We start from the raw sequence: 21,862 nt of genomic DNA on the forward strand, positions 1-21,862 counted from the left end.
CGCCGATAATAAAATCGGCGGTAAAACAGCCTTTTAAGCTTTAAATTTGGCTTTTTATGAGTTTTAAGTATATACTTTCCCCCGCTTTTATTTACCCGCCGTTTAATCACAAATTAAACATTATAAAATGCAAATTTTAAGTAACTATCTAATTTTAAAAACTAGAGGTATACATGAAAACTGAAGCAAACACAGCCCAGCAAACTAAAAGCGAAAGTGAACAAACAACGCCATACCAAAAGAAAACACTTTTTGCTTCCACCGTTGGTTATGCACTTGATGGCATGGATATGATGATTTTAGGTGTTTGTTTTAGCCTGATTTCGACAAGCTTTAACCTAACTAAAGCAGATTTAGGAACCTTAACATCAGTGACCCTACTTGGCGCAGTATTAGGTGGCATTTTATTTGGTGTACTTGCTGATAAATATGGTCGAGTTAGAGTCTTTTCATGGACGATTTTAATATTTTCCTTTTTCACTGGACTATGCGCTATTTCACCCAACTATGAGTGCTTTTTAATATTTCGCTTTTTGAGTGGACTTGGTCTTGGTGGTGAATTTGGTATCGGCATGACACTGGTTTCTGAAAGTTGGCCTAAAAACAAACGATCAAGAGCAACATCAATTGTTGCACTAGGCTTTCAAGTCGGGATCATTTTAGCCGCACTAACAGTCAATTTTGTTGGTGAAACTTATGGTTGGCGTTGGGTTTTTGCCGTTGGCGTATTGCCAGCACTATTTGTTGCATGGACTCGTAAAGGTCTAAAAGAACCTGAAATTTGGCAAAACCTTAAAAACCAAAACAAAAATAAAATTGCCATTGGCAAATTATTTAAAGACCCCCGAACAATAGCAACAACAATAGGATTAACCATTGCTTGTGCGGTACAAAACTTTGGCTTTTATGGACTTACGGTTTGGATGCCAAGCATGATTGCAACCGAACTCAAATTACCATTTAAAAACACCATGTTTTGGACCATTTCAACCACTATTGGCATGTCATTAGGGATCTTAATTTTTGGTTGGTTATGCGACAAATTTGGTCGTCGCCCTTCTTACATTCTATTTTTATTTGTCTCGGCCGTTTCAATTTGGTTCTACTTTCAACAAACAGATATGGTTATACTCATCATATTTGGCTCGGTGATTGGCTTTTTTGTCAATGGCATGATGGGCGGATATGGTGCGTTACTTGCTGAGCATTATCCAACAGATGCACGCTCAAGTGCTGAAAATATCATTTTTAATGTTGGTCGAGGACTCACTGGCGTATCACAAGTGCTTATTGCCTATTTGGCCACATTCTACTCAATTAGCTATGCATTAGCTTTACTATCTGCTGCTTATTTATTATCAGCTGCTGCATTTGTCTTTTTAATACCTGAAACCAAAGGCAAAACGCTCGAATAAAATAACTCAAACATCAAAACAGGACCATTGTCCTGTTTTTTTATATCAATACAAATTCATTATATTAAACAACTCAAATACATCTAAATTATTTAATAGGTTTTAATGACAAATTAAATATGCCATATTATAGTAAAGAAAAAAATAATATTGTAACTGCGATATTGTTGATATCTAAATCATTCCTAGCATATTCGTAAAGGTACAATAATTAACTAATAAAACTAATTATAAACAAAATTAAGGTGTGTATTTATGTTGTGGAAACTATCTAACCGAGCTATCGCATTGAAAAGCTCTGCTATTCGTGAAATTTTAAAAATTACCGAACAGCCTGATGTCATTTCATTTGCTGGTGGCTTACCTTCGCCAAATACCTTTCCAGTCCAAGAAATAAAAGATGCCTTTAACCATATTATTACTGCTGACGAAATGAATGGCTCTTTACAATATGGACCAACCGAAGGTTATGCTCCACTACGCATATGGTTAGCTGAATATTTATCTAAGCGTGATAACACCAACATAAAACCTAACCAAATTTTGATAGTCACTGGTTCCCAACAAGCTTTAGATCTTATTGGTAAAGCATTGATAGACAAAGGAAGCAAAATCCTAGTTGAAACCCCAACCTATTTAGGTGGATTACAGTCATTCACTCAATATGAACCTGAATATATTTCGCTAGAAAGTGATGAACAGGGTATTATTCCTGAAAAACTTGACAACAAAACGGCAGCCGATGCCAATTTTATGTATGTAATTCCTAACTTCCAAAACCCTACAGGACGCCGTTTACCATTAGCTCGACGCCAACAATTAGCAGAAAAAGCAATCCGCAATAACCTTGCATTAGTCGAAGACGATCCTTATGGAGAATTAGATTATCAAGGACATCGTTTACCAAGCTTATATACATTAGCGCCAGAAAACACTATTTATTTAGGCTCTTTCTCAAAAATTTTAGCCCCAGGACTACGCCTTGGATATATCGTTACCAATGAAAAACTAATCAACAAATTAGTACAACTAAAACAAGCAGCCGATCTACACACTCCAAGCCTAACTCAACGTATTGCTTACCATGTAATAAAAGATGGCTTTCTTGATAAACATATACCAACTATTCGTGAATTATATGCTCAACGTTGCCAAGCAATGTTAAATGCATTACAAAAATACATGCCAAGCACAGTCACTTGGAATAACCCCGAAGGAGGTATGTTTATTTGGATTGAATTGCCCCAAAATATCAATGCCACAGAACTACTTAGCGAAGCAATCCAACATAAAGTGGCTTTTGTTCCGGGCGAAACCTTTTTTGCTAATGCTATTCGAACTAATTGCATGCGACTTGCTTTTGTCACAGTACCAGAAGAAAAAATTGAACAAGGCATCAAAACATTAGCTAAACTAATCGCTAACTGGTCAGATATACTAGAAGAAAGCCCAACAATAATGTAGATTCATACCAATAAAAAGGACTCAAATAGAGCCCTTTTTCATTAATGATTATTAACTATTTATTTTATTCAAGTTAATCAAAATATATTTAATCATTATCATCACAATCAGTTGGTTTTACATCCACTGAAAGAACTTTATCATTATTGATATAATAATTATGATTAGCACCTTTAGGGAATACTAATCTTAGCGTCTTCATACTAGCATCATCACCACAATAAAACGCAACCAATTTGTTTTGTAAATTTTTTTGATTGGTTTCAGCTAGTAATGCGTCTTTAGTAATATTATTCACGACATATTTATAATCAATTGCATTACTATCTGTTGATACATCAACTAAAGTTATGCTCGGATCAATAGATACAGGTAATTTTGTTTTAATCGCCTTGATCATTAAACTTTGGGCAACACTATAATTACCTTCTTTAACCTTATTAAGCATATCATCTTTTTCTGATTTGGTTTGTTCATACAAATCTTTTACTTTATCACTAACTGCTGAGCTTACTTGCTTAACTTGATCGCCAATTTGGGATCCTAATTGACTTGCTTTATCGCCAATTTGATCGCTTAATTGATTCGCTTGTTCGCTAATTTGAGCCCCTACTTGATTGGCTTTATCACTCATTTCTGAACTTGTTTGCTCAGCTTGTTGCTTGATATCATCGGCTTTTTGTTTTGAATTATCACAATTAACTAAAAAAAAACCTAATACTACTAAAGAGATTACTTTAAAAAGTTTCATATTATTCCCCTTCTATTTTTTAATTTATATTGGCTATAGTGATATGAATTCGCAATAGTCCATTGATTTTAAAAATTGATTACCTATAAATCAGCTGTAAAAGTGCATAAAAAGCACTTTTACAGTGACAAATACCCATTAGTTAATATGCATACCACCTGTAACGCCATACGTTTCACCTGTTGTATAGCTTGACTCTTCTGATGCTAAATGCACATAAACACCTGCAAGCTCAACGGGTTGACCTGCTCGTTGCAAAGGAGTTTGTTTACCAAATTCAGGAATCACATCGCTTGGTTGACCGCCACAAATTTGTAATGGTGTCCAAACAGGGCCTGGTGCCACGCAATTTACCCGAATCCCTTTAGGAGCTAACTGTTTAGATAAGCCACGAGTAAAGGCAATAATAGCTGTTTTAGTTGAAGCGTAATCTAATAAATTACCACTAGGTTGATAAGCTTGAACAGATGACGTTGTAATAATAGTCGAACCGGGTTTTAAATATCCTAAAGCCGCTTTAGTCACCCAAAAGAGTGAAAACACATTCACTTCAAACGTTTTTTTAATTTGCTCTGTAGTAAGATCCATAATGTTTTCGACCGCAGTTTGCTTACCGGCAACTAACGTTAAATTATCTAACCCTCCTAATTTATTATGAGCTTCATCAACTAATTTTTTGCAAAAAGCCTCATCACTTAAATCACCGGGAATTAACACAACTTTACGCCCAGCAGCTTCAATAACTTTAGCCACTTCTTCTGCGTCTTTTTGTTCAACAGGAAGATAATTGATAGCCACATCAGCACCCTCTTTTGCATAAGCAATTGCCGCTGCACGCCCAATGCCTGAATCACCACCAGTTACAAGTATTTTACGCCCTTCTAAACGGTTATGTCCTTGATAGCTCTTTTCGCCACAATCAGGAATCGGGGTCATTTCGCACTGTAAAGCTGGCGCAACCTGTTTTTGTTTTGGAAATTTTTCATGATGATATTTTGTAAGTGGATTATAGATTTGTTTACGCATAATTTGCTCCTAAGTTAGTCTATATTTTTACGAAACTTCCAATATAATTTAAGTAAAAATCGATTAAGACTCACAAGCTCCTATGTGTACTTATATCAATGTTTAAAATACTTAATCAATTCAATAAATTATATAGTTTGATATCGGGACTTTTTTAAAGACTTTTGCTTTTAAAACTGAATTTTGCTACGTAGCAACACCTTCTAAATTTTCAAAAAAATTAAAAATAAGAACTAAAATTCATTAAAGCTGGCTTTGAGTGGGCTTGGTGAGAACAGTGGAAATAGTCATGTCAAAGCCATGAACGTTGTATAATTTTTTACTGGATTTAGTGTAGCAAATTAAAATTAACTAAGCTAGCTATAACAAATGAAATAAAATAGTTAATAAATTTAACAAAATATTGATTTTAATTGAATTATTATATTTTTTTCATTATTAATATCGTAGTGATAGTTAATACCATCAAAAACAGCGTCATTTTTGTCAAAAAGTTTCAGGAGAGTACTACGTTTATGTATAAAGTAATTAAAAATCAATGCTATATAGAAAAGCAAATATTCTCTAATTTGCGGTTTAGTTTGATTTTTAAGTAAAAGTAAATCTTTGGTATCAACCTGTCGTATTTTGCTCAGATAGGTTTTGTTATCACCTTTAGCTTGCCTTTTTAATTTATCTTCAATGGATTTTTAGATTTTAATTTGATGGTTAACACCCTAACTGATGGTTTTATAACATTCATTTTCACAACTTAAGGGATAAAAACTTTTATCAGGCTTTTTTAGTATGTTATAAATGCTTTAGCCACTGACTATAAAGTGTTTAGCTAAATTGGTGATAATAATTTTTCTTTATGATATCAGCGCCCTATCACCTGTCTGTGGTAAGGCGTTAATTTTGTTTTTTTCAAGGATATTTATTACAGTGTTTCTTAAATTACTGTAAACAACGTGAGGAATTCCTACAGATAATATATTTTATTTACTAAAAATATTTTTTTACGTTTTCTTTTATTATTGTACCATTTTGTTCTTCGTTAACTTGTTTTATAGCAACCTGTCCAATAGGGAGTGATTTTTCTAGTATTAATGAATCTCCTTGCTTAGCAAGCCATGCTTGTAATTTAGCAAAATCGCTACACCATAGTGTTTCTATATCTTTATCTCGTTGTCGATCTTCTTGTTGAGTAAATCTGACCGCTCTAACTTGCATCCGTTGGTTTTCAGCTTGTCCTGTAAATTCAATACCATATCCTGGTGTGGCAGGATTGCGAATGACTAATCGCCCGTCTTTAATCCATTGAGTTTGCATGTCACTCCTTACTTCGTAACCTAGTTTAGATAAGCATTGAAGTAAAGTTTGCTGCCTGTAAGTTGCGGTTATGGTGTTGGTTACTTTTATAAGTTGCTGCTCGCAATTTTCAACTAATGTTGTTAATTCATCTATAGTTAACTGATCCAATTGTTGAATATCTAACTTTAAAGGTTCTACTGATTTTTGTTTCAACTCCGCTACGATGAGTTCTAATTTAGCCAATAATTGGGTACGCTTTTTAGCTTCTTGTACGGTTTTTGATAAATCTAATAAAATACTATCTAGTAATAAATTTTGTTGTTGTTTTATTGTTTCTGTTTCTGCTATGTTTAATCGTTGCATAAAAGATTGATAGACATTTTTATTTTCTAATGCGAGTTCACTTAAGTAATGATCTATTCGGTTAAAGCGCGGATCCCTTTGTGAGGTTTGATGTTTAGTTAGCCAATCTGTATAAGTTTGTGTTGATTTATCTACATTCATGCTATTTAAGATTGCTTGTTGTTTTGCCGTCAACACATTCGTTTGTTGTTCAGGTACTAAATAACCAAAGACTTGGTTAAGTACAGCTGTTGCTGAGCCTTGGTAGTTTCCTTGTATTATTTGTGTCAGTTCATTGTGTAATGCTTTTGGTAGGTGCAGCCCTTTTTGTGCTATTGCATTTATCAACAGTTGAGCATTTTCTTTGGTTTGTCTTGCTTCTTCACGTTGCTTCGCTAATGTTATTATTATGACTTGCTTACGTTCAATAATATCCGCTTGCAACTGTTTAATTTCTATAGGTACTAGTCGTTGAATATCTGAAAATTTATCTTCAGCCAATAATTTATTAAATTTTTCTCGTGTGTTGATGATGCCTTGCAAAAACTTATCATCGGTAATTGCTAAGTTTTGCATCGCATGCTGCCATTGGTTAATGGCTTGATCAAGTTGGGCTAATATTCCTTGGCAAGTAGCTATTATTTCTTCTCGTGTCACTATGTGTACAACTTTAGGACCGCTCATGGGTTTCTCCTGTGGCAAGCGTTTCATTTATTAATTGCCTAAGCTTGGCTTTAATTTGTTCATTTTGTTCATACCATTCATGCGATGTGATACGAATGATATGAGGAATAGATCTTTTTAGCACCGCCGTACGCCAAATATCTCTAGCCCTAGCATTAGCCAATAAAGGATGTGTTGGAGCATCGCACTCAATGCCCACTATATAAAGTTGTGTTTTAGGATCTTCTATTGCGAAATCTAAAGCAAAAACGCCTGTTCCTGAATTTTTGGTATAAGACACCCCTAGTGATCGTATAAACATTTCTACATCATTTAAAAGCGCATCTTGTCGAGATTCGATTAATTTTGTTGCTTGAGTTTCAGTAGTGGCAATAATACCTTTTAAAAGGCTTTGTGCTGTAACGAAGTCTCCAGCCGACAAGGCTCTAGCATATGCCAGATAACATTGTAAGTAATCTCTTGGGCTTATTGGTTGATGTTGTGATGCTAACATATCTGATATATCTTCAATTGGCATAGAGCAAAGTAATATTACTTTTTTTCTTGCCCGTGTGATGGCAACATTGAGTCGACGTTCTCCTCCCAATTGTCCAAGCACGCCAAAGTTACGACGGAACACGCCCTCTTTGTTTCGACCAAATGTCGTAGAAAATATGATGATATCCCTCTCATCACCTTGTACATTTTCTACATTTTTAATAAAAAAAGACATGTTTTCACCCGCCTCTACACGCTGAGTCTCTTCGAGATAAAGGGTTCGAAATATCTCATTTTCTCGGACTTTTTTATTAAATAAGTCTTCAATCAAATCAGCCTGCTTTTTATTAAATGTAACAACACCGAGTGAAGGACGTTGTTCTTTCGGTAATTGCCAAATCTCTGCAACCTTTTCCACCACTTGTTCTGCCTCGGTGAGGTTTGTTTGATTGTGATAAACTCCATTAACCTGTAAAAATTCTATAGGTTGAACTTGTTTTATTGTCGATTTTGGATGACGTACTGGTACATTAAGCTGATTATTGTAAAAAGCTGCATTAGAATAAGCAATTAATTCACGATAAGCAGAACGATAATGAATTTGTAAGCTTGTACTTGGTAATACTGAACGTGCTAATTGCAACAAATCAGGGCAATCCATAATTTCTCTACAATTCCATTGACCGGTTTGTAATTCTTCTTGTTCTTCATCGCTTAATTCATCATAAGACAGATTTAAATCAGCTTCTTCTATTTCTATTTGATTAGCAAAAAAATTACTAGGAGGCATTTGCTTTTCATCACCACTTACTACCAATACTTTACCACGGTAAAGGGTTGGGATAGCGTATTGTATCGGCATTTGAGAAGCTTCATCATAAATAACCGTATCAAATAAGCCTGCTTTTAAAGGTAATAAACGACTTGCCACATCAGGATTCATCAACCAGATAGATCTAAGTTTCATTAAGCCTAATTTTTCACCTTGTTCTATAAATTCTCTTAAACGCCTAGCTCTAACACCTGTTAGCCTTGTAATATCTTCCCACTGTCTTAATGATCCTAATTCTTTAATAGGAATATTTTGTTCAAGTAATACGCTGTTCAAAGCTCGCATTTCAAGGTCAGCTGCAGCTAATAATTTAATTCGTTTTTGTGTTTCTTCATCATTAATTAATAAGATTGGATAGGCTAACTCTATTCTTTCTTTCCATGCTTGATAAGCTTCTCCATTGACCAATTGCCTAAATACTTTTTCTAAATCAGTTACCGCTATTTGTTTCAATGGTTCTTGGTAACTACGCAATTTAGCTAGCAACTGTAAGGAAGTGGCTGAAAGTTGTTCGGCTCTTTTTCTAAAATATTGGTAGTCAGCCAAGCTAGGTAAAGCTTGCTTGATGTCTAATAGTTTAGGTTCCGTTGACACATTGTTTTCTATCGCTGTTTTACAGCTTTGATAAAGCGAAGGGCTTAAATAGTGTTCAATCCTAGCTAATTTTTCTAGTGCTTCTTTTCGAGCAAAGTAACGATTAAAAGCTGTAGTATAATCAGCTAAAAGTTGTTCAAAGGCCGGTTTGCTATTTAATAACGCTGCTTCTACCTCTTCGGTTCTCGGGGCGATCATTATTTTGTTAAATAGTTGCATTACTTCTTCTAAAGTAACTATCGTTTCATTAATGAGTCCAGCCATTTTAATGCCAATTGTATTATCAGGTATCGGTAATTGTAATTGTTTAAAAATACACTGTAATTTATTACGAATAGGGCGATATTGTTGCTCTAAAATCAATGCGTGAAAAAGCATTGGGAAGCGTGTTCCATCAGATATTTCACCTTGTTGCATTAAGAAATGCGTTAAATTTTTCTTTGCAGAATATCGCGTAATACTTAAAAAGCTATACCAAGAAGTTGGTGTCATCATGCGGCTAGCTTGCTTTGTTAATTTATCGAGCTGTTGCTGTTCTAACAAACATAACTTAGGCGATAAATCGCACCACGAAGCATCACTAATAACGGCCAATTGTTCTTCAAGCAGCTTTAGCTCTGTTATCAGTGTATAACCTTCTGATGAACTTTGTTGTTTAGCAGCGTCGACTTTAAAAAGCGAAGACCATTTATTTAGTTGTATTCTTACACTGTCAGAAATTGCTAAAAACATCTGTCCATCAGTTTCTATCCAGTGTTGATAGGGGGTAGGATCATTTAAATCAAATCGTGCTTGGTTAATGTTTAACACAACTGTACGATTATGTTCCGCTTCCATAAAATCAGTAAAGAAATGATTAAAATCACTGAGGGTTGCTGGCTCATGCGAAAAAGCACGCAACTCACTTAATGCCGTATGCTCGTAATTCGCTGGTAGCCAATAACGTATCAGTAATGCACATTCATCTTCTAGCTCGGCTAATTGTACTTTATTTAATGCACTTAATACGGTTCTAAGTTGTGGTGCTACAAATGTACTCGGCTGCTTATTTAAACTGATCAATTCAGCTATTAATTCTCTATAAGTTAATCCTGTCTGTTCATCTACATGATGCAAAGCTTGGTGATAACTATCGAGTTGATGTTCTAACTGAGTAATTTGGTTTGCAATTTGTTCTCTTTTAGCTTCCCAGTGAGTATCTACTGGTGACTTAAATAGTCTATCAAGTTGCTCTCGGATACTAATAATCACTATATTGCGGTCAGCATTCACATCATTGATCATTATTGCGCGATTATTAAGCCCCTCAGCTACAAGTCTTTTATAAACAACTTCAAGCGCAGCTTTTTTCTGGCAGACAAGCAAAATTGTTTTATTACGACCAATCGCATCGGCTATCATATTGACAATGGTTTGGCTCTTTCCTGTGCCTGGAGGTCCTTCAATCAATAGTCCAGGATATTGTCTTGATTGAAGTACTGCATTTTCTTGAGAGGGATCGCTTGCAACGGTAAAATAGCGCTCTAGCTCGGGTGTTTTTTCAGGAATATCCGCTAAAGTTTGGTAAGATTTTAATCGTAATGCGGTTTCTAATGCAGTGCCAATAGGAGATATTTTTTTCAGTTTATTTAATTCTTCACCTATCGATTGCCCCATAAAATTAACATTAAAAAACACAGCTGAGCAACTTAAGTATAGCTTTCCTCGCTTTATCTCTTGCTTAAATGGTAAGGCTTGTACTTTTCTTGATAAAGGGTTCCCCAATATACTAAGAGCATCGATAATTTCCTGTGTAGATAAAGCGGAACGGGTTAATAATTCATCTAATGTATTTTTCCATGTTTGATATAAGCTCTTACCTAATATTCCTTCCAAAGCAGGATTAATTCTAATTTCTTCCCGATCATGATCGAAGGAAAAGGCAATATGATTTCTTGCACCAAGCTCGTAATGAAGTTTTATCGGCCATAACAGCAATGGTGCAATACGAGGTAATCGATATGCTGTGGGTTCTTGATAAATTAAGAAAGGAAACCCCATATACAAATCATCAATGCCGGTATCTCTTTTGTACAAAGAAGATTGTCTATATAAATTACTTAATCTACGCTCTAAATATTGATCTTGCTGAAATGCCATCAGATCGATACTTATTTGACGGCTATTACGTGCAACAAGATGATCTAATAATGCTTCTGCGGGCTTACGCTCTGTACCTAGTAAATAAATATCGATTCGTGGCATGTACAGCCCTAAATGCATTCGAACTAAAGGTCCTTGCAATACTGAGGCAGAAACTTTTTTATGGAAGAAATCAATAATCTGTGAAATATATTGCTGTTTATGCGGTTTTATCCATTGCTCTGCCGGCACACTTAATAACAGTAACAACTGGTGAAAAGGCATTCTTTTTTCTAATCGGTATTGCTCAGTCCAAGCATCTAGCTGCTCATGTCCTATACAAGCAAAACCTTCAATACGCTCATTAAGCATTTGATAAAGTGCTAATCTAGGTTGGCGCATTAATTCTTTTAATTCTTGCTCATCCACCGTTACGACTGAATGCTGATCACTTAATTTTAAAACTTCTTGCGTTACATTATCTATCGATTTGAATTGCCCGATCTGAGCGCTTAGCAATACAATCAAATCTTCTTCACTGATTGCTCGTCGCTCAATTAATGATAAAATTCCAACATTATTGGCATCAGGAAAAATAGCTAATCGCTCCTCCCATAATGCAGTTAATTGAGCGCGCGATGTAGAAAGCAGATGAATCTTTAGCGTTTCTTCATCCAAGCGAATTTGCAAATTATCGGCTCGTCTTCTAACTGTATTTGCTCTTTCTTGCAAACGCCACAGCCAAATCTCCAAATCTTGTAAAACATGGGGGATAAATCCCTCAATAAATAGACATCCTTGTAATGGATGCTGTAATAGCCAACTTGGTGTAATAATATCGCCTTTGAGTACCAATGGCATATCAGGATTTAATATCTTAAGTACTAACATCAACTTTAAGTCGTCGCTTAAATCAAGTTGACGTAAAACTTCTCTTACTTTAGCCAGTATTTGCTCATCAAACTCAGCCTTTTCTAACCATGTTGTGACTAAACCTCTTACAAGATGATCACATGCTTCTTGCCAATAAAGCGGATCAGCTGCAGCTAAGGCAAATAATTTAATATCAGAATAATGTCGCTCTCCTAGCTGAATTGTTGAACCTAATTCGTGTTGAGGGCTTGATAAGGCTTCTGGCACGGCAACCATTTGATCTTGTAGCCATGCCTGCACTTGTGGCCATTGCCAACGTTCATGGTGGTTTTTAGCCAATAACCCCTTTAATAATTGTTGTAATTGTGTTGGTAAGTTATCAGGAATTGTTACTCCATTGGTTAATATTTGTATTAAAAAAGCTTGATCATTCACACCAGCAAAGCATTGCCCTTGGGTTAATTGCTCTAATAGAATAATCCCCAGACTCCACCAATCCGATGCAACGCTAACGCCACCTGCAATAACTTCAGGTGCCATATAGCGAGTTGTTTTTAAAGGCGATATAACCTCTAAATCAAATTCTGATAAACGAGCAGATCCAAAGCCTGTAATCACCAAATCTAAAGGATCTTTAGTTCTTACTAACAATGTTTCAGGTCTTAAATCACAGTGTCTTAATCCTACCTCGGTAAACGCCTGTAAAGCTTGACCTAACTCTGCCATAACATGCTTAATGCTAACAAGATCGGTCATAACAATACCAAGATCTGATAAGCTTCCTCCTGTTAGTTCTTCCGCCACCACATAAGCTTGAGCATTCCAACGACCTGCGGTAATAATTTCAGGAACGTGCTCTTTAGGTAGTTGTTTTAATACATCATAAATCGCCACGTCAGGCTCGGCACCGGCATGATAAAGTGTTAAGACGGCTCTTTTTTTATCTTCAATTCTCTCGGCTAAATAGCGCTCTCTAGTCCCATCTGTGGTACTTAATGTATTTAATATTCGCCAGTTATCAATTGTTGTTTCCACTGCTTGTGATGCAGATTCTAAGGTTTGAGTTGCCGCAGATATTACCTCTTGTTCTATAACATCTAACTCGGCTAAATCCCCACCGCACACCATGCACATCAAATCCCCCTCATCCATCGGGTGACCATTAACACAATGTGGCAATGAGCTTATTTGCTCGGTTAACTCCTCGGCTGTAACAATAGACAACGGTCGCCAACCTGATTCACGAATCGGTTCGTTCGACAAATCCCAACCGCAAACTCCTGTCTCAATAGTTCCTTCGCAAAAAATCTCATAAAGTGATCTTTCTGTTTCACAATGAGGACAAAAACGCATCATTGCCATAATTGTTTTCCTTAATCTCGGGGTTTATCGATTGTTAATACTATACGGTGGCCTTGTTGTGCTAACATATCTTGTAATAGCTGCATGTCATTTCTTTTAGGAATGCCTGCCAACCAAACCGTTCCATCTTCATCAAACATTACATCCAGTGCTTTTTCTTGTTCGTTCACGGTGGTTTGATAAGATCTAAACCGTTTTTCTCCTAAAGGTGTGAAAAAGTGTAGCCGTTGATTATCACTACCTCTAAGTTGTAACGTTTGCGCTGTTTGGTATTGAAAGGGATCGGTTATCAATGCATCTATATAAGGTTTAATCGTAATTAAATGTTCGGTTATTTGCTCTAATGAATAACCGGTATACACTAAAATATCAATGGCCGTTTTTTGTTTAAGCTGTTGTAGTAAGGTAGATAAGGAATTCACTTGATCAAAAGGCTCGCCACCTGAAATAGTAATGCCATCAGCTTGTGCTAACCAAGGTGTTAGTTTATCGACTAATTCATCAACATCAACAAACTCTTTGGCAGTGCCCCATGTGTCAGCTGAAATACAACCTTTACACCTTAAACGACATCCTTGAAACCATATACCTATTCTATTACCTGGTCCTAGTGTCGTCACCGGAAAATGGATACGAGATAAACCTAATTTTACCATTCTACAACTCCAATGTTATTGCATTAGCTTGCACTGAGGTAATAGTTACATGCTGCCCAGCTTGAGGATTTAAAGCAAACAACTCACGTTCCAGTGGATTTAAAAGATGTGCTTCTAATTGATTACGAATACCTCGCCCACCATTAGAAAGATCAGTTAAAGCTAACATTTTTAGGCTATGCATGGCATTAGGGCTAAAGGTTAATGTCAGTCCTGTTTGCTTAAAATCATTTAAAATATTAGCCACCATTTGTTGAAAAATCTGTTCAGCAATTTCTGGGCGGATAAAATCAAATACCACAATATTTTCCCCGATCCTGTTCAAAATTTCAGGACGATTTAGTACTAACTTGAAATAATGATCTATCTCATTTTTTACTCTTAGTTGTACCACATCAAAAGAATCATCGGCACTAACATTCACCTCTCGTTTTCCGGTTTCTGTCATTTTATAAATGCCTAAGTTAGATGTAAAAATAATCAGCGCTTCAGAAAAATAAACTCTATCTCCTCTTCCTGAAGTCAACTCACCATCATCTAAAATCTGCAAAAATTTATCCAAAATACGGGGATGCGCTTTCTCAATTTCATCAAATAACACAACACTAAAAGGTTTTTCTCGAATTGCATTAGTCAGCTCGCCGCCTACGTCATACCCCACATAACCAGGAGGTGCACCAATTAAACGTTGATCTGAATGCTCTGAGCTAAACTCAGACATGTCGAATCGGATATATGCACTCTCATCATTAAATAATAGACTGGTGATAGTTTTTGCTAACTCTGTTTTACCAACCCCTGTAGGCCCAGCTAAAAACACTACTCCTCGAGGTCGATTCCCCTTACGGTTAACACCGATTCCCGTAATTGCACGCTTAACAATATCTAACATATGCGTCACAGCATGCATTTGCCCTTTTACGCGCTGCGAAATAAAGTTTTCTGCCTGCTGTATTTTTTCTCTATCTATTTTTTGCCAAGGATCCTCTGTCACCCCCACCTTATAACGTCGTACAGCATCAGCAATTACGTTAACACCTATATTTTCTACTCGTGCCAATGTAGCAATTGCGTTCATATCCAATAACAGCATACCTTCTGTACTATTTACGAATGTTTTTTCGGCTTGAGTTAAAATCTCATCTGGTAATTGTTGGGCATGAGCAATTCCCTTAATTAATGCACCTGCCAAAGCTCGGCGAGCAATATGATCTGGTTTAGCGACAGAAATAGATCTTACTTTAGGATTATTCACCAAGAACCAATCAGGTAAATCCCCCTCCTTTTCCACGACCCATAGCACTGTATTAAAAAAAGGTTGGCGATTTTCCCCTGCAGGACGTACTTTTGCCTGATGAGACAAAATCAATGCTCGTGTAAATAATTGATGTTCAGCTGGCGTTAAATTATCGGTGCGCACACTTAATTGAGAAGCAAAATCCACCAATAAAGCAATGGGATCTCCAACAAAATTAACAAACCGTTCTAATACAGAACTCAATAAATCAACACCACCTGCGGCTTTGCCATTTTCTGGTGTTAAACCTAACTTTTGTAATAATTGCTCGGTATTATTGGCAGGAAAGTCGGCTGTTTGTAAACATCGAAAGCCCGACAAGGGATCCCATATCACAACATGCTCATAACCGACTTGTTTTAAGCAACGGTAAACGGTTAATTCAAAAGATTGTGGTATAATAACAGAAGGGACTATCTCGCAAGCTTGTAAATCTCGGATATTACCGGATAAGACAAATTGACTTTTAAGTGGTAAAAAACGTAACAAATCTCGTACCCATCGAGGATTTTCAAACATGCTTGACTCCCTTAAAAATAAAACTTATTAACTCATAATTATAAGGCACATTGGTATAAAATGATTTATTGGCGTATTTTTCTTTTAGCTGATTGTTCCTGACCAAAATACTAGACAGTGCCTATATCTATCATTTTACTGTTTTGGTAATATTGTTGTTCACATTGTTGTAGCAATACCCAACCATTAGCCCAATAACAACCGATACGATTATAATAGATTTTAATATGTTGAATATAAAAAACACATAAAAAGTATATAATTTAGAATAATGTGCTCGTAATGAGTTCAATTCTTTAATTAAATGCAAGCGTATCCATTTTATATTAAGCCCAAATAACCTCTGTAATAAACCAATAATCAGTTATAATAAAATTATTATATAGATGATTACATTATACAACTTACATTTATCATAATTTATGATTAAACTAAAAATAAGAACCAGTGCAAATTTATGCATTTTAATGGTTCTTTGTTAGACTAATGAATTTACTTATTACGTTGAGAGATAAAAAAAAGAAAAACCACCATGACTAATAAAGACAATTTAGCCAACCACACCCCAATGATGCAACAGTATTTAAAACTTAAAGCTGAAAACCCTGATATTTTATTATTTTATCGTATGGGTGATTTTTATGAGATGTTTTATGATGATGCCAAGCGTGCCTCGCAACTTTTAGATATTTCGCTCACAAAGCGTGGTTCGTCAAATGGAGAGCCCATTCCAATGGCTGGCGTACCCTATCATGCGGTTGAAAGTTATTTAGCAAAGTTAATCTCACTAGGTGAATCAGTTGCTATTTGTGAACAGATTGGCGATCCAGCTACTAGTAAAGGACCAGTAGAACGAAAAATTGTCCGTATTGTAACTCCTGGTACAGTAAGTGATGAGCTATTATTAGAAGATCGCAAAGACAATTTACTGGCATCAATTTGGCAATATAAAAATTATTACGGCTATGCCACACTCGATATCAGTTCAGGACGATTTTATATTTTTGAATGTGACAATTTCGAGAAAATGCAAGCCGAATTACAACGAACAAGTCCTGTCGAATTACTATATCCAGAAGAATTTCAATCCATGCCATTAATTGAAAATAACTCTGGATTGCGCCGTCGCCCGCAATGGGACTTTGATCTTGAAACAGCAAAACAACAGCTTAATCTACAATTTGACACTAATGATTTAATTGGATTTGGTGTGGAAGACTGTCATTATGCACTTTGTGCAGCTGGCTGTTTGTTACAATATGTTAAAGATACCCAGCGAACAGCTCTACCTCATATACGTTCAATTGTCAAACAGTCGGCTTATGATTTTGTCGTGTTAGATGCCGCAACACGTCGTAATCTAGAAATCACCGAAAACCTATCTGGTGGAACTCAAAATACTGTAGCTGAAATACTTGATAAAACTCAAACACCAATGGGTAGCCGTATGCTTAAACGTTGGTTGCATTCACCAATTCGTAATTTGACTATATTACAAAATCGACAACAAGCTATTGGCGAATTACAAAATTATATTGATGAAGTTAATCCATTATTAAAACAAATTGGTGATTTGGAACGTATTTTAGCAAGACTTGCATTACATACGGCTCGACCTCGTGATTTTGCTCGTTTACGTGATGCTTATAATTTATTACCACAATTACAAACACTATTAAGTGGTCTTACTTCACCTGCGTTAATTAATTTGCGTAAAAAAATAAATCAATTTGACCGTATAGCCGAAATATTAAATCAGGCTATTGTTGAAACACCGCCAGTAATTATTCGTGATGGTGGGGTTATTGCTAATGGATATAATGCAGAACTAGACGAACTACGAAGTTTAGCCGATGGTGCAACCAATTATTTAGAACAGTTAGAAATCCGAGAACGTGAAACACTTGGCATTGACACATTAAAAGTTGGATTTAATGCTGTGCATGGCTACTATATCCAAATCAGCCGTGGGCAAAGCCATTTGGCACCAATTCATTATACTCGTCGTCAAACACTGAAAAATGTTGAGCGATATATCATCCCCGAACTTAAAGAGTACGAAGATAAAGTGCTAACATCCAAAGGACGAGCATTAGCACTCGAAAAGCAACTTTACGAACAGCTATTTGATCTATTAATTCCAGATCTAGCCACTATGCAAATCAGTGCTGAGGCCATTGCCGAACTTGATGTGCTTACCAACCTAGCGGAACGATCATTAACACTTAACTATCAAAAACCAACACTATCAACCGACTCAGGAATAGAAATTAAAGATGGTCGACATGTGGTGATTGAACAAGTGCTACAAACCCCGTTTATTGCAAACTCGCTCTCATTATTACCAAGCAGACGTATGTTAATTATTACAGGTCCAAACATGGGCGGTAAAAGTACTTATATGCGTCAAACTGCTTTAATTGTTTTACTATCTTATATTGGTAGCTTTGTCCCTGCATCAAAAGCAGTCATTGGACCTGTTGATCGCATTTTTACACGTATTGGTGCTTCTGATGATTTGGCATCTGGACGCTCCACTTTTATGGTCGAAATGACCGAAACGGCTAACATTATGCACAATGCAACTCAACAAAGTTTAGTATTAATGGATGAAATTGGTCGAGGAACTTCAACATATGATGGGCTTTCATTAGCTTGGGCTTGTGCTGAAAATTTAGCAAATGAAATCAAATCAATGACGCTTTTTGCCACTCATTACTTTGAATTAACCCAATTACCCGAACATATGCAAGGTGTTTATAATATCCACTTTGATGCCATTGAACACGATAATACCGTTGCTTTTATCCACGAAGTATCTGAAGGCGCAGCGAGTAAAAGTTTTGGTATTGCTGTTGCTGGACTTGCCGGTGTGCCTAAGACAGTATTAAAGCGAGCTAAACAAAAATTGAAAGAGCTCGAGATTATTTCAAAACAAACGGCTAACAGTGGCGTTGCTCAATCTCAACTTTCTTTTATCAACGAACCTGAACCTTCGGAAGTTGAAGAAGCGTTAAAACAGATTGATCCTGATGCTTTAACACCAAAACAAGCATTAGAAATTTTATATCAATTAAAAAAGTTGGTGTGATCAAATAGCTACTAATTGTTCTATTATGATGTTATGCTGAAAAAACCGCTAGATGTGATTTCGAGCGGTTGGTTTTAAGTATCTAGAATTTAAAAAAATTAAGCCCAATTTTTCTTCTTAGATGTTTTACCGATGCCCGGATTAAGGCTGTTTGTAGGATCAAGCTCTTGATAGAATTTTTTCAAATCCTCATTGGCATGATACAAATGCCCCACATTGTGCTCGGCTGGATATTGCGCACCACGCTGATCAAGCAATGCTAAAATCTCTTCTTTAACTTTATCGCAATCCACCCCTTTTTTAGCTATATAATCTTGATGAAATACATAACAGAAAAAATGCCCATAATACATTTTATAAATAAATTTCTGATCAATATTATCTGGTAGCGTCTCAAACCAATCGGTATCATTGCGTCGTAATGCAATATCTAATGCAACAATGTTTTCCACTGTTTTACTATGTACATTGCGATATGCCGTTGCAGCCCCCGCAGCCGCAAAACGGTGTAACATTGCGGCTTCGGCTTCTTTTTCGTTACATAAAAAATAATTACCATTTTTATTTTGAAAATAGTCTTTTAAAAAAGACTCAGCTTCTGCAATCCCATCATCTGCCATTTTTAAAATAAGGTGATGTTCATAACGATCACGATAATCACGCATTGATTTTGGTAAATGATTTGGCAAAAATTTGCAAGCAAAGATAGAAAACCGATCCGAAAAATTCTTTGGAAAAAATGGAATTTTAGCGGTAACACGATCAACAAAGTTCTTAAACACAAACATGCGTGGCATCATATCTGTACCTAACTTTTTAATGGCTAAAAAGGTCGGTTTCCCATAAACTGCAGCAATATCAAAAGCCACGCGATGTATATATTCGCCCGACACAGGCAAGGTTTTAAATTGGCTTAAAATGTGGCGACGAATACCATTTAATTCATTAATATCATTTGTACCAATATAAAATACGGCTGATTTTTTCTCTAACGGAAATGTATCAAGGCGCACAGCAAATACCATTAATCTACCAGCACTACCTGATGCTTCATAATGACGAGCAGGATCAGCATTAAATCTAGCAGGAGTATCGGCATCTACTTCACGAACATGCTCACAATAATGGTGATCATGGCCTAAACCAGCATCATGTTTAATATCCTTATCAGTATAAGTATGATTTTGAAGATTCTGTAAAATTGTTTCTGGTTCATCACCCAATTCTATACCTAAATGATTAACTAAACGCAATTGCCCTTGCGCATCTAATTGAGCAAACACCGCCATTTGAGTATACGCAGGTCCACGCTGAATCAGTGCTCCACCCGAATTATTACATACACCCCCCATCACAGAAGCGCCAATGCAAGATGAACCTATAACCGAATGCGGACCTCGATGATATTTTTTTAATTCCTTTTCTAGACGAAAAAGTGTGCTACCTGGCAAGCAGACAACTTGTTCACCATTTTCTATCACTTTAATACTATCTAAGCGACGAGTACTAACAATAACAACAGGACGATCATAGCCATTACCATCAGGCGTTGAACCACCAGTTAATCCAGTATTTGCGGATTGTGTGATAACAATCACATCCGCTTCAACACACGCCTTTAACACCTGCCACTGTTCAACTAACGTTCCCGGCAAAACAACGGCCAATGCATCACCTTCGCCAAAGCGAATACCTTGACGATAAGGTAATGTGCGTGCTGGATTGGTTAGAGTATATTTATGTCCAACAATACCTTGTAGCTGCTCAATGAGCTTAGCTGTTTGATTACTTTTCATATTGGTATTTCCTATGCTTATTGAAAATTGAGATGGGTTAATAGCGGCGATTAAATAATCACCATCTTAACCAAAAGCGAAACAATAAGCTATCGGAATTTTTATTGCAGATGAACAAAACACACTTAAACGACCTTTTACAACAAAAAGGTCTATAAAGGTAATTTATTTATAATGTTTAACGTTTTGTTTTTCTATGACTTTTTGATAAAAGTTGTTGGCGTTCAGTTTGATTAAAAAAAGTCCACGCTACAAACCTACTCACTTTTTGCCCTTGCGCCATGGGAATAATACGGCTTTCAACAACAGCAACTTGTTTTAATTTTTTGTTAATAATAGATAAAGTCTCTTTTTTTGAAACTAATGAAGTAAACCACAGGCATTGAGTTTTATATTGAGTACTTTCATTAATCATATTACTAATAAAAGCACTTTCACCACCTTCACACCAAAGCTCGGCATGTTGTCCACCAAAATTAAGCACAGTTTTTTGAGTGGAATTTGTTAGCTTACCTAACTTATTCAATTTGGTTTGCGTACTTACCAACGCATCTTCTGCTGAAGCATGAAAAGGAGGATTGCACACCGTTAAAGTATAAAATTCATTAGGTTTAATGATGTGTTTAAAAATCGATCCACTGTCTTTTTGTAATCGACACTGCAACGTGTTTTTTAATAACGTATTGGCTTGTGTAATAAGCAAAGCAACTTTGATCGCAACTGGATTAATATCACTCCCTACAAATGACCAACCATATTCGGCACAACCAATAATAGGGTAAATCACATTAGCCCCAACGCCGATATCCAATACATGAATTTGTCTACCTGTTGGGACATGGTTTTGATTGTCTTGTGCTAATAAGTCAGCTAAATAGTGAATATAATCCGCTCGACCAGGAATAGGCGGGCATAAATAACCGTCTGGAATATCCCAATAACTCATCTGATAATAGCTAAACAACAAAGCTTTGTTTAACATTTTAACCACCATCGGATCAGCAAAATCGATCGATAAATTGCCATAGGGATTTCGATTTACATAGTGAGATAGCTCGGGTAGTATATTGATAAGCTTTGCAAAATCATAACCGTCTTGATGTTTGTTTCGGCAATGTAATTGGGACTTTTTTTTATGGATGACGGTGTCGGCATGAAAAACTCTCTATAATCAAATAGCACGCTATTATAACGCTTTTATCTGTAATATGCGAAAAAACCATTGCCTATGCTATAGCAATATTGTGTTGAATTGGCCGGTATTTTTAG

11 protein-coding genes are annotated in these 21,862 nt (G+C 36.1%); 3 read left to right on the forward strand and 8 right to left on the reverse strand.

The window, feature by feature from the left end; all coding sequences use genetic code 11:
• Positions 1–173 precede the first annotated feature (173 nt).
• Positions 174–1,415: an MFS transporter gene (locus A9G35_RS10590; RefSeq protein WP_065636829.1), complete on the forward strand. Its 1,242-nt coding sequence runs from the start codon at positions 174–176 to the stop codon at positions 1,413–1,415.
• Positions 1,416–1,670: 255 nt separating this feature from the next.
• Positions 1,671–2,879: an aminotransferase-like domain-containing protein gene (locus A9G35_RS10595; protein ID WP_065636830.1), complete on the forward strand. Its 1,209-nt coding sequence runs from the start codon at positions 1,671–1,673 to the stop codon at positions 2,877–2,879.
• Between the two features lie 88 nt (positions 2,880–2,967).
• Here the strand turns inward: A9G35_RS10595 and A9G35_RS10600 are convergent, their stop codons facing one another.
• The 6 genes from A9G35_RS10600 to A9G35_RS10625 form a co-directional block, all read right to left on the reverse strand.
• Complete coding sequence (locus A9G35_RS10600) at positions 2,968–3,630, reverse strand: YtxH domain-containing protein (RefSeq protein ID WP_065636831.1); 663 nt, start codon at positions 3,628–3,630, stop codon at positions 2,968–2,970.
• Between the two features lie 138 nt (positions 3,631–3,768).
• Entirely contained in the window at positions 3,769–4,656 is an 888-nt protein-coding gene (locus tag A9G35_RS10605; RefSeq protein ID WP_065636832.1) for an SDR family oxidoreductase, read from the reverse strand.
• Positions 4,657–5,640: 984 nt separating this feature from the next.
• A complete protein-coding gene (locus A9G35_RS10610) occupies positions 5,641–6,975 on the reverse strand; it encodes a hypothetical protein (protein WP_065636833.1) in 1,335 nt (444 codons plus the stop codon).
• The gene (locus A9G35_RS10615; RefSeq protein WP_218057265.1) at positions 6,962–13,234 is read right to left on the reverse strand and encodes a protein kinase domain-containing protein; all 6,273 of its coding nucleotides are present in this window, start codon (positions 13,232–13,234) and stop codon (positions 6,962–6,964) included. Before A9G35_RS10615 ends, A9G35_RS10610 begins: the two co-directional genes overlap by 14 nt.
• Positions 13,235–13,245: 11 nt before the next feature.
• The gene (locus A9G35_RS10620) at positions 13,246–13,890 is read right to left on the reverse strand and encodes a 4Fe-4S single cluster domain-containing protein (protein WP_065636834.1); all 645 of its coding nucleotides are present in this window, start codon (positions 13,888–13,890) and stop codon (positions 13,246–13,248) included.
• 1 nt (position 13,891) lies between these two features.
• Entirely contained in the window at positions 13,892–15,706 is a 1,815-nt protein-coding gene (locus tag A9G35_RS10625; RefSeq protein ID WP_065636835.1) for an AAA family ATPase, read from the reverse strand.
• A 532-nt stretch (positions 15,707–16,238) separates the two neighbouring features.
• Here A9G35_RS10625 and mutS point away from each other — a divergent pair.
• Positions 16,239–18,797, forward strand: coding sequence for a DNA mismatch repair protein MutS (mutS, locus tag A9G35_RS10630; RefSeq protein ID WP_065636836.1), 2,559 nt, complete (start codon positions 16,239–16,241; stop codon positions 18,795–18,797).
• 98 nt (positions 18,798–18,895) lie between these two features.
• Here mutS and dld read toward each other — a convergent pair whose 3' ends face one another.
• Positions 18,896–20,593, reverse strand: coding sequence for a D-lactate dehydrogenase (gene dld / locus A9G35_RS10635; protein WP_065636837.1), 1,698 nt, complete (start codon positions 20,591–20,593; stop codon positions 18,896–18,898).
• Between the two features lie 178 nt (positions 20,594–20,771).
• A complete protein-coding gene (gene rlmF / locus A9G35_RS10640) occupies positions 20,772–21,734 on the reverse strand; it encodes a 23S rRNA (adenine(1618)-N(6))-methyltransferase RlmF (RefSeq protein ID WP_065636838.1) in 963 nt (320 codons plus the stop codon).
• Positions 21,735–21,862 lie beyond the last annotated feature (128 nt).

It is taken from the genome of Gilliamella sp. Choc5-1, assembly GCF_001690595.1.
Classification (GTDB): Bacteria; Pseudomonadota; Gammaproteobacteria; order Enterobacterales; family Orbaceae; genus Gilliamella; species Gilliamella apicola_M.